This window comes from Novosphingobium resinovorum (assembly GCF_027922145.1).
GTDB classification, from domain to species: domain Bacteria; phylum Pseudomonadota; class Alphaproteobacteria; order Sphingomonadales; family Sphingomonadaceae; genus Novosphingobium; species Novosphingobium resinovorum.
Genome location: NZ_BSFC01000001.1, coordinates 21315 through 32204 on the forward strand (window position 1 = coordinate 21315; position 10890 = coordinate 32204).

A 10890-nucleotide genomic window follows, 5' to 3' on the forward strand; every position below is an offset into this window, starting at 1 on the left:
GATGCGAAAGATCGCTACGACCACTTTGGTGACCGCGCTGGTGCTGGCGGGATCGCCCGTGATGGCGCGGGAATTGGCGACGCTGACCCGCCTCGATGCCTCGAGCGTGGAACTGAAGCGCGACGATACCGCTCCCGTAGCGGTGTGGATCAGCGCCGACACCGTGCTGGACAAGGGCGACCAGCGCTTTGCCGCAGCCAGCAAGGACGGCGTGCTAAAGCTGCCGATCGCGGCGTCGGACCGGCGCTATGTGATCCTCGAAGGGAAAGGCGGCAAGGGCCGCACCGTCGTCGCCGAGCGCGTGCTGCCGTTGGAGCAGGGCAGCAACTTCCGCGATGTCGGCGGCTACGTCACGAAGGACGGGCATACGGTGAAGTGGGACAAGGCGTTCCGCTCGGGCGCGATGCCGCTGCTGACCGACGCGGACTATGCGCTGCTCGGCCAGCTGGGCATCGGCAACATCGTCGACTTGCGCTCGATCGAGGAGCGCGAGGTTGCGCCCGACCTGCTCGACGACAAGGTGGGCGCGCTGTTCATCGCCAACGACTATTCCCTCAAGCCGCTGATGGCGAAGATGGGCCAGGGCGGCGGCGAGAACATGTATGCGGGCATGGAGAAGATGCTGGCGCCGCAGTTCCGCTCGCTGTTCCGCCGCCTGATCGCGGACGAGGGCGCGGTGGTCTACCATTGCTCGGCCGGGCAGGACCGCACCGGCATGGCGACGGCGCTGCTCTACGATGTGCTCGGCGTCGATCGCGAGACGATCCTGAAGGACTACCACCTCTCCACCGAGCTGCGTCGCACGCAGTTCGAGATGCCCAAGGTGGACCCCAAGGACTATCCGAACAACCCGATCCTGAAGTATTACGTCGCGGGCGAGGACGGCAAGCCGCGCAAGGCGGAGCTGCTCTATACGCCCTCCGGTGCCTCGCACCTGGCGCAGTTCTTCACCTACCTCGACAAGCAGTACGGCGGTTCGGAAGCCTACCTGCGCACGCTCGGCTTCACCGATGCGGACTTCGCGAAGCTGCGCAAGACGATGCTGGACTGATGAACGAAAGGGCGGGGGCATACGTGAATGCGTTCTCCGCCCTGTCGAAGTGCCCTCAGTGTTGTGCCCACTCCACGCGGTAGAGGTCGAAGCGGCGGTCCTTGAGGTTCTGCACCGCGCCCGACTGGCGCGCGGTCAGCAGCGCGTCGAGGCTGAGGTCTGAGATCGCGATCGTCTCGGTATTGGGCGCGGTGTCCGCCGCCACGCCGTCGCGGGCGAAGGGAAAGTCGCTGGGCGTCAGGATCGCGCTTTCGGCGTAGTGGACGTCCATGTTCTCGACGTTCGGCAGGTTGCCGACGACGCCCGAGGTGACGACGTAGCATTGGTTCTCCACCGCGCGGGCCTGCGCGCAGTAGCGCACGCGCAGGTAGCCGCGCCGCTCGTCGGTGCAGAACGGCACGAACAGCATCAGCGCGCCCTGGTTGACGAGATGGCGGGCCAGTTCGGGGAACTCGCTGTCGTAGCAGATCATCACCCCGATCGGCCCGCAGTCGGTGGGGATGACGTTGGCGCCGTAGCCGCCCTTGATGTTCCACCAGCGCCGTTCCGACGGCGTCGGGTGCAGCTTCTGTGTCTCGTGCACCGCGCCGTCGCGCAGGAAGGTATAGGCGATGTTGCGGATCTCGCTCTTGCCGCCCTTCAGCTTCACGCGGGTGGGGTGCGAGCCGCCGATGATGTTGATGTTGTAGCTGACCGCCATGCGCGCCATGAACTCGACGAAGCGCTCGGTGTATTCGGCGATCTTCTCGATCGCCTCGACCGGCTGCAGCTTCTTCTCCTCGATCGAGAGCAGTTCGAGCGTGAACAGCTCGGGGAAGGCCACGAAGTCGCTTTCGTAGTCGGCGGCGACGTCGATCCAGTATTCGACCTGGGCCTCGAACTCGTCGATCGTGTCGATCTTGCGCATCTGGAACTGCACGGTGGCGACGCGCACGCTGGAGGGCACGCGCTCCTTGAGGCCGGGAATCGCCTTGCCGGTGTCCAGCGGGGCGAGCGGGTTGGTCCAGTACATCAGCACCGCGTTGCCGCCGCTCTCGCGGTCGGTGGGGATGTAGTCGGGCAGAATGCCGCGCGGCTCGTAGCCCTCGTTCATCTGGAAGTTGATGACCTGGTCGCGGATCTTCTTGTCGCGCACCGCCTGCACGTAGTCGGCCGGATCGGGATAGGCGCGCTTGCGGCGGTAGTAGCCGGGCATGCGGCCCGCGAAGGCGATGCCCTTCAGCTCGAAATACTGGCAGACCTCGCGGCGCTTGCGGTAGAGGCGCTGGCCGATGCGCAGGCGGCGGTAGTCGGGATCGACGCAGACCTCGAAGCCGTAGAGCACGTCGCCTTCGGGCGCAGGCGGACGGCCGTAGCCGCCGTTGCTGATCTCTTCCCAGGTGTGCGGCTTGAAGGCGAGGTCGGAGGTGACGATCATCGTCGCGCAGTGGCCGACGACCTTGCCTTCGTACTCGGCCACGAACTGGCCTTCGGGGAAATTGATGACCTGCCCGCGTATCTCGGCGCGGGTGAAGGCATCGGCCTTGCCGTAGACCTTGACGGAGAGACGGGCGATCGCGGCGGCGTCCGCGACGGTCGCTTCGCGGATGATGAGCTTGGCTTTGGTCTGGTCCATGAGCGCTGTTCTACGCATTGCGGCGCGGAAGGTTCCAGTCCGTAATCCTCTTGAGCGGATTCATTTTTTCTCAGGCGACGCGGGATACATGGGGCGCCCGGGCCGTTGTCTTCCCTGAAAGGAGACTGCCCCCATGAGTGCAACCCTTTACGCTCTCGCCCTGTTCGCCTGTTCGGACGACGGCACCGCCTGCCAGCGGCTGGAGACGCCGGTGCGGACTTACGAGACGCGCGGTTCCTGCGATGCCGGTATCGACAGTGCGCTGGATACGGAGGCCGCCCGCAAGGCCGAGGCGCCGACCGTCTACGCGCAGTGCCTGACGAGCCGGCAGATGGCTTCGATCGGCAAAGGCACCATCGACCTCACGCGGGTTAATGGCGCGCGATTTGCCAGCGCAGGGTTCTAAGGCCGGTTCTTTTCCCAACTCGTCATTGCGAGCGAAGCGAAGCAATCCAGGGCCGCGTAGACCGCCCTGGATTGCTTCGCTTCGCTCGCAATGACGAAACTGAGGATCACCCCCGGCCGCGATAACCCGGTACACCCTGATCGGGCACCCAGAGCCCGGTGGGCGGTGCGTCCGATTGCCAGAACACGTCGATCGGAATGCCACCGCGCGGATACCAGTAGCCGCCGATGCGCAGCCACAGCGGCTTCATTTCGTCGAACAGGCGTTGGCCGATGCCGACGGTCACGTCCTCGTGGAAGGCGCCGTGATTGCGGAATGAGCCCAGGAACAGCTTGAGGCTCTTCGATTCGACGATGGTTTCGCCGGGCGCGTAGTCGATCACGAGATGCGCGAAGTCGGGCTGTCCGGTCACCGGGCAGAGCGAGGTGAATTCCGGCGCGGCGAAGCGGGCGAGATAGAGGCTGCCGACGCGCGGGTTCGGGACGTAATCGAGCTGGGCTTCCTCGGGCGAAGCAGGAAGTCCGCTCTGCTGGCCGAGGTGGAGGGGGAAAGAGGTGTCAGTCATGACCCGGCAATGCCGCCAAGGACGCGCGAACGCAAGTATGTCGCAGGTGGCCCATATGTCACACCGGCGATGGACGATGGCAGGCCACGTCTTGTCGTGCGGACAGGAGGCATTAACTGAGGGTTCACACGAAGTTTGGCGAAGACCGAAGATACCATGAGGGGCACGAATTCAATCATAGCGCGCGCGGCGATCTCGACCGCGCTGGCCGCAATTCTCGCGGGGCCTGTCGGTGCCCAGTCGAGCGGCACCACCTGGAGCCTTCCCGAGCCGACCGCGACCCCGAGTTCGCGGGCACAAGGTCCGGTCGACGCGCAGAACCCGATCCTGCGGCCGCGCAATGCCGCGCCCGAACCGGTGCCGACCATTGCCGCACCCCCGCCGCAGGTCCAGCCATCCGCTCAGCCTCCGCGCGTCCAGCCCACCGCGCAACCCTCCGTGACCCCGCGCTCCACGCCGACGAGAACGCCGAACCCGGCAGCCAGCCCCAGCGCGCCCGAACCGCGCGCTTCGGCGACGCCCGAGCCGCAGGGCACTCCCTCGGCTTCCGCGCCGGTCGCGCCCGAACCGTTACCGACGCCGATCCCTGCGCCCTCGGCGGTCGAAAAGCCCACGACAGCACCTGCGCCTGCGCCTCTCGTTCCGGTTGCGCAGCAGGGCTTGCCCATATGGGTATGGGCAATCCCGGCAGTGCTGGTCGTCCTGGGCGCCCTTGCGTTCTTTCTGCGGCGCAAGCGCCCGGCCGAGGAAGCGGAAGATTGGCCCGAAGTGCAGGAGGTCGCCGAACCCGTCGCGCCTCCTGTTCCGAAGCCTGCCCCCGTTCCGCAGCCGGAATTCGCCAGCCCGCAGGTGTCGCCGCGTCCCGCTCCGACCCCGCCGCCAGCCGCTGCGCCGGAAGCTGTCGATATCGCCTTCGAGCCGGTCGGCCTGCGCCTCTCGCTGGTCTTCGCGACGCTGCAGTACCGGGTGACGCTGACGGCGGGCACCGACCTCCCGGCCGGGCACCTGATCGGCGACATGATCGGCGCACATGGCTCGCTGACCTCCGAGCAGCAGCTTGCCCCGCCGCTGGAGACGCTGACGCCGCTCAAGCCGGTGCCTGCGCTTGCGGCGGGGGAGAGCGTTACCCTCACCGGCGAAGTGCAACTGCCGCTCAGCGCCATTAGGCCGCTGCAGCGCACGAATGCGTCGTTCTTCGTGCCGCTGCTGCGTGTGGGCGCAGTCTTCGCCGAGACCGTCGCGCCCGTACGCCGCGTCTTCACGCTGGGCATCGCCGGAGGCCCCGCGCTGGCGCCGCTACGGCTCGACACCGGCCCGATGGAGCACCGCGATCTCGGCGCGCGCGAGGTGGCGGAGGCGCGCGCCTATCCGGTGCTGCCGGACGACCGCCGCCGCGCGGCCGGTTAGGCTAACGGGTCGGACTTCACTGATCGAGATCGATGACTTTGCCTTGCATCGTCATTGCGAGCGCAGCGAAGCAATCCAGGGCAGTTTCGCGCCGCTCTGGATTGCTTCGCTGCGCTCGCAATGACGAAAGGTCGGTTTAATCAAATGTCATAGTGCTCTAGGGTCAGCGCTCCCCACTCGCGGAGACGACATTGAGCAGCACGAATGCCCCCGGAACCCTCTCCAACGCCACGGTAATCGTCGGCGCGGGGAGGCGTAGCGAATGGACCGGGCCGGTCGTCAACCCCCCGGTCTGGCGCGCGAGCACCCACCTCTACGAGAACACCGCCGCGCTGGCGCAGGGTCCGCGTACCAACGAGGACGGGCGTTTCTTCTACGGCCGCCGGGGCGCGCCGACGCAGTGGGCGCTGGCCGACGCGCTGACCGCGCTGGAGCCCGGCGCCGCAGGCACCGTGCTCTATCCTTCCGGCGTCGCCGCCATTGCCGGGGTCATGCTGACCCTGCTGCGGCCGGGCGACGTCGTGCTGATCACCGACAATGCCTACGACCCGACCCGTTCGATGGGCAAGGGCCTGCTGACCGACATGGGCATCGAGCCGCGCTTCTTCGATCCGCTGGATCTGAAGGCCTACGAAGCCGCCTTCTGCGACCGCACACGGGCAGTGCTGCTGGAAGCACCGGGCAGCCTCTCGATGGAAATGTGCGACCTGCCCGCGCTGGCCCGCATCGCGCGGGAGAAGGGCGCGGTTTCGGTGCTCGACAACACCTGGGCCAGCCCGCTCGGCTTCGCGGGGCTGAGCCACGGGATCGACGTGGTGCTGATGGCGCTGACCAAGCATGTCGGCGGCCACTCGGACCTGATGATGGGCAGCGCCAGCGCCGGGCCGGAACTCTACGCAAAGCTGCGCGGCCGCGCGCAGCAACTGGGCAATGTCGTCTCTCCCGACGACGCGGCGCTTGCGCTTCGCGGCCTACGTACCTTGCACTTGCGCCTTGCCCACGAGACGCAGAGCGCGCTGGAAATCGCAACGTGGCTCTCGAAGCGGCCGGAAGTGGCGCAAGTGCTCTGCCCGATGCTGCCCGGCGCACCGGGCCATGACTTGTGGAAGCGCGATTTCACAGGCGGCTGCGGCCTCTTCAGCTTCACTTTCAGGGGCGGCGATGCAGCCGCGCGCAACCGCTTCATCGATGCGCTGACGTTGTTCGGCATCGGCTATTCGTGGGGCGGGTTCGAAAGCCTGGCGATCCCCATCGAGCCTTCCGCCTACCGCAACACCATGGCCTGGCCGCCCGCTCCTGCCGCGGAAGGCGACCGCCACGGCGTACGCCTTGCCATCGGCCTGGAGGCGCCCGAGGACCTCATCGCCGACATCGAGCAGGCACTGGAAGCATGGCGGGGGCAGTGACCGCGCCCCTTGTCGCGGCCGCCACGGCGAGCCCGACGCCGACCGCGACAGCCACCGCCGTCGTGGTCAAGCACGCCGAGCCGGTCGCGGGCGCGGAAGGCATCAAGAACGTCGTCTCCGCCCGCAGCGACACGATCGGCAACATCGTCGACACGCTCGACAAGCTGGCCGTGCAGGTCGGCTCCAGCCGCATTTCGCTGTGGGACTTGACCGTCATCGTCGCTGTGCTCGCGCTGGTGATCTCGGTCGCCTGGATCACCAGCCGCATGTCGAGCCGGCTGCTGGCCCGCGCGACGCGCCTCGACATGACGCAGCGGCTGCTGACCGAGAAGATGGTCAGCCTGTTTATCTGGACCGTGGCCATCCTCGTCGGCATCGACGTGCTGGGGATCGATCTGACGGCGCTGACGGTGTTCTCCGGCGCCTTCGGCCTCGCCATCGGCTTCGGCCTGCAGAAGACCTTCGGCAACCTGATCGCCGGTATCATCCTGCTGATGGACAAGTCGATCAAGCCGGGCGACGTCATCGCCATTGCCGACCAGAGCGGGCAGTACACCTTCGGCCAGATCCGCCGCATTGGCATCCGCGCCGTCTCGCTCACCACGCGCGACCAGAAGGAATACCTGATCCCGAACGAGAACCTGATGATCAATCAGGTCGAGAACTGGTCATATTCGTCGAAGAATGTGCGTATCCAAGTCCCGGTCGTGGTCCCCTATGCCTCCGATATCGAGCTTGCCGAGAAGCTGATGCTGGAGGCAGCGGGTGCCGTAAAACGTGTCCTCAAGGCCCCGCCGCCGACCGTCTGGCTCGACAGCTTCGCGGAGAATGGAGTCGCCTTCGTGATCCACGTCTGGATCACCGATCCCGAGGAAGGCACCGGAAACGTGCGTTCTGACGTCCTAAAAGGGCTCTGGAGGCTTATGCGCGAGAACGGCATCAAGGTGCCTTTCCCTCAGCGCGATCTCAACCTTCGCGATACTGAGACGATGCGCGAGTTGATTGCCGCGCTTCGGTCCGACGAGGGCAAGACGCCCCTGAACTGATTGCGGCATACCCACCTGTTTGGGACTTGTCCGGAAAGGCTTGTCTGTATCCAAATTCCCTTTGTCGATCCTCGGCACGCGATCTCGATACTATTTGGATACCGATCTTTCGAGTACCCGGGGGGCGAGATGGCCACCTAGACCCGATTGACCGTTGTCATGTTGAAGGCGCCTGAGTCCGCACGAAAACCTGCGAAGATGCTCGACATGATCAAGGGTGCCTGACATTGCACTTTCGTGCTGGCCGGAGCCTTGCGCTGGTGGAAGCTCCTGCCGGTATTGCTGGTGAGCTATACCTTTTTCGGCCTCGAACCCAACGACCTGCCGCTCGACGGCATGGTCCGGACGACCGAGCGTGAGATGCTGTCGCTGCTGGGCGAGACGGACTTGCCGCCTGCCCTGGCTCCCAGTCCTACGTTCTGACCTGAAGCGCTTCTTCAGTACCCGAAGAAGCGCTTGAGCCCGAGGGCCTTGAGGCCGCGGCGATACGTCATCGAACTCATGTCCGCAGGGATATGCGCCTCGTCGGTAGGATCGAGCGGAAGCCATTCGGGCATCTGCGCCTCGACGATGGCCTTGTCCTCCTCGAAGATGCGCTGGTTGAAGTCGTAGACGTCCTGCACCGGCAGGTCGGTGTCGAAATTGCGGGCGATCGGCGCAAACAGGCGCGTCACACGGGCCGACACCGGCGAGGCGGCGTTCATGATGACCAGCCGGTCGGTGCCCGGGAAATGAATCTCCAGCGTCGCCGTGAACGGCAGGTGGCAGCGGAAATGGCGCAGCCAGTTGAATCCGGGAACCCCGCGCTGAGAGACGCCGATCGGATAGTTGCCTACCGAACTCCAGTATTCTGCCTCGAAGCCGTATTCGGTCCGTTTCGGCGCATAGGCCGGGCCTTCGGCATTGTCGGGATCGGCGAAAGTCTCGGTATGCACGAAGGCGAAGTGCGCGACGTCGAGAAAGCCTTCCAACTGGCGTCCAGCGAAACCGTTGATATCGATCCAGGGACAGGTGATCTGCTGGAATTCGGGCTCTTCCCAGTGCGGCATGTCGGGAATGTCGCCCGTCGCGGGAGCATCGCCCTCGGCGTCGAGGCAGGTCCAGATCAGGCCGTAGCGTTCGAAGCTGGGGAAAGTACGCAGGTGCAGCCGCTCCGGAATGTCGCGCGCGGGGTGCGCAGGGACGTGGACGCACTTGCCGCCGCCCCCGAACCTGAGACCGTGATAGGGGCACACCACGCTATCGCCCTGCTGCGTCCCGAGGCTTAGCGGCACCCCGCGATGCGGGCATACGTTGGTCGCGACGACAATCTCGTCGCCTGACTTGTAGATCACCAGCGGCTGGTCGAGCAGCCTGGTGCCGACCGGCTTCTCGCCCACTTCGCGAGCGAGTGCTACGGGATACCAGTGACGGGCGAGGACGTACCAGTCTTCCGGATCGAAAGTGCAGCCCAGGGGAAGGGCAGGCCGAACGGGGGCGATGACGGCGGCAGTAGCCATGGAATTTTCATCCGCTGAAGGTTTCCCGCGCCTTTTCCGCCTCCTTCTCTGCTCTATCAAACGCAATGATTTGCACATTGTGTTGCAAAATTTAGAGCGGAAGCAGTCGACTGCTGATGGCAATGCCGCGCTGCAAAATCGTGCTTGTCGATGCGTATTGTATCTGTCAGTATATCGAGCATCTGAGGCTTCTTCCGCAGCGTGGCGGCAGGCAGCCCGTCTCATTTCATGATTGTATGGCAACGGCGCCATCGGCTCATTCCGGGTTCGGGGTGCGGCTGATGGCGCTTTTTCGTGTTGGAAAGGCTGGCGTGGAGCGCAAATCGGTAAAGAGCGTGTGCCCCTATTGCGGTGTTGGCTGCGGTATTGTCATGGATGTTGCGGACGGTCGCATCGTCAAGGTGACCGGTGACAAGAACCATCCGACGAATTTCGGCAGGCTGTGCACCAAGGGAAGCAGTTGCCATGTCCCGGTGACGGCTCCGGGGCGCGCAGATGCGGCTTATGCCCGCATCGCCGGCAGCAGCGACCAGGGTGCGATCCCGATGAGCGAGGCGATCAGCCGAACCGCAAATGGCCTGCGCACGATTATCGATCGTGACGGGCCGGACGCGGTCTCGTTCTACGTCTCGGGGCAGATGTCGCTCGAGGCGCAGTACCTTGCCAACAAGCTATGCAAAGGTTTCATCGGCACCAACAATATCGAAAGCAACTCGCGGCTGTGCATGGCGAGCGCTGCCAGCGGCTACAAGCTCTCGATCGGAGCGGATGGCCCTCCGGGATCCTACCAGGATTTCGACCAGGCGGACCTCTTCTTCGTGATTGGCGCCAATATGGCGGACTGCCATCCGATCCTGTTTCTCAGAATGATGGTCCGGGTGAAGGCGGGCGCAAAGCTGATCGTCGTCGATCCGCGGCGCAACACCACGGCGGACAAGGCCGACCTGTTCCTTCAGGTAAAACCGGGCACGGACCTCGCACTGCTCAATGGCCTGCTGCATCTCCTTGTCGAGCAGGGCGGCATCGATCGCGACTTCATATCTGCGTTCACCGAAGGCTGGGATGCGATGCCGCAGTTTCTTGCGGACTACGCACCGCCGCGGGTTGCCGAGATCACAGGCATCCCGGAGGCCGATCTGCGGCAGGCCGCGCAATGGATCGCAAAGGCAGGCGAATGGATGACCTGCTGGACCATGGGGCTCAACCAGAGCACGCATGGCACCTGGAATACCAATGCGATCTGCAACCTGCACCTCGCGACCGGGGCCATCTGCCGTCCGGGCAGCGGGCCATTCTCGCTTACGGGCCAGCCCAATGCCATGGGTGGTCGCGAGATGGGATACATGGGGCCGGGCCTGCCTGGCCAGCGTGCGACCATCAGCGAGGCCGATCGCCTCTTCGTCGAGGACGCGTGGGGTGTTCCGCATGGCACTCTGCGGGTCGAGAGCGGCGCCGGTACGGTGGCGATGTTCGAGGAAATGGTGAAAGGCCGGATAAAAGCGTGCTGGATCATCTGCACCAACCCGGTCGCCAGCGTCTCCAATCGCAAGACCGTCATTGCCGGGCTGGAGGCGGCCGAACTGGTCGTCACCCAGGATGTCTATGTCGATACCGAGACAAATCGCCATGCCCACATCATCCTTCCGGGGGCGCTATGGGCAGAAGCGGAAGGAGTCATGATCAATTCCGAGCGTAACCTGACGCTCATGCAGAAGGCGGTCGATCCTCCGGGCGAGGCGATGGCGGATTGGGAGATCATTGCCCGAGTGGCCTGCGAAATGGGATATCGCGATGCGTTCACTTATGCATGCGCCGAGGATGTCTTCGAGGAAATCCGCCAGTTGTCAACGGCGGCGCAAAAGTCGGCCACGGGGCGGAGTAAAACCAGGCCAGTG

10 protein-coding genes are annotated in these 10890 nt (G+C 64.9%); 7 read left to right on the plus strand and 3 right to left on the minus strand.

The features are described 5' to 3' along the window. Position 1: 1 nt before the first annotated feature. Positions 2-1051, plus strand: a complete 1050-nt coding sequence (locus PKE80_RS00080) for a tyrosine-protein phosphatase (RefSeq protein WP_271180756.1) — start codon at positions 2-4, stop codon at positions 1049-1051. A gap of 55 nt (positions 1052-1106) precedes the next feature. On the opposite strand, the gene PKE80_RS00085 is transcribed toward PKE80_RS00080, so the two are convergent. Then, positions 1107-2666: a carbon-nitrogen hydrolase family protein gene (locus tag PKE80_RS00085; RefSeq protein ID WP_271180757.1), complete on the minus strand. Its 1560-nt coding sequence runs from the start codon at positions 2664-2666 to the stop codon at positions 1107-1109. A gap of 133 nt (positions 2667-2799) precedes the next feature. Here PKE80_RS00085 and PKE80_RS00090 point away from each other — a divergent pair, with 133 nt between their 5' ends. Next, positions 2800-3072, plus strand: coding sequence for a hypothetical protein (locus tag PKE80_RS00090; protein WP_008832353.1), 273 nt, complete (start codon positions 2800-2802; stop codon positions 3070-3072). Between the two features lie 106 nt (positions 3073-3178). On the opposite strand, the gene queF is transcribed toward PKE80_RS00090, so the two are convergent. Beyond that, positions 3179-3637 carry a preQ(1) synthase gene (queF, locus tag PKE80_RS00095; RefSeq protein WP_271180758.1) on the minus strand — a complete coding sequence of 153 codons (459 nt, stop codon included), beginning with the start codon at positions 3635-3637 and terminating at the stop codon, positions 3179-3181. Positions 3638-3793: 156 nt separating this feature from the next. Here queF and PKE80_RS00100 point away from each other — a divergent pair, with 156 nt between their 5' ends. From PKE80_RS00100 to PKE80_RS00115, 4 genes are all read left to right on the plus strand, one after another. Then, entirely contained in the window at positions 3794-5044 is a 1251-nt protein-coding gene (locus tag PKE80_RS00100; protein ID WP_271180759.1) for a hypothetical protein, read from the plus strand. 191 nt (positions 5045-5235) lie between these two features. After that, complete coding sequence (metC, locus tag PKE80_RS00105) at positions 5236-6450, plus strand: cystathionine beta-lyase (protein ID WP_271180760.1); 1215 nt, start codon at positions 5236-5238, stop codon at positions 6448-6450. Next, complete coding sequence (locus tag PKE80_RS00110) at positions 6447-7496, plus strand: mechanosensitive ion channel family protein (RefSeq protein ID WP_271180761.1); 1050 nt, start codon at positions 6447-6449, stop codon at positions 7494-7496. Before metC ends, PKE80_RS00110 begins: the two co-directional genes overlap by 4 nt. A 237-nt stretch (positions 7497-7733) precedes the next feature. Further along, a complete protein-coding gene (locus PKE80_RS00115; protein WP_271180762.1) occupies positions 7734-7919 on the plus strand; it encodes a hypothetical protein in 186 nt (61 codons plus the stop codon). 14 nt (positions 7920-7933) lie between these two features. Here the strand turns inward: PKE80_RS00115 and PKE80_RS00120 are convergent, their stop codons facing one another. After that, positions 7934-8995 (minus strand): Rieske 2Fe-2S domain-containing protein, encoded by a 1062-nt coding sequence (locus tag PKE80_RS00120; RefSeq protein WP_271180763.1) that lies wholly within the window; start codon positions 8993-8995, stop codon positions 7934-7936. A 281-nt stretch (positions 8996-9276) separates the two neighbouring features. Here PKE80_RS00120 and PKE80_RS00125 point away from each other — a divergent pair. After that, positions 9277-10890 (plus strand): molybdopterin-dependent oxidoreductase (locus tag PKE80_RS00125; RefSeq protein WP_271180764.1); only part of this gene is annotated, 1614 nt, incomplete at its 3' end.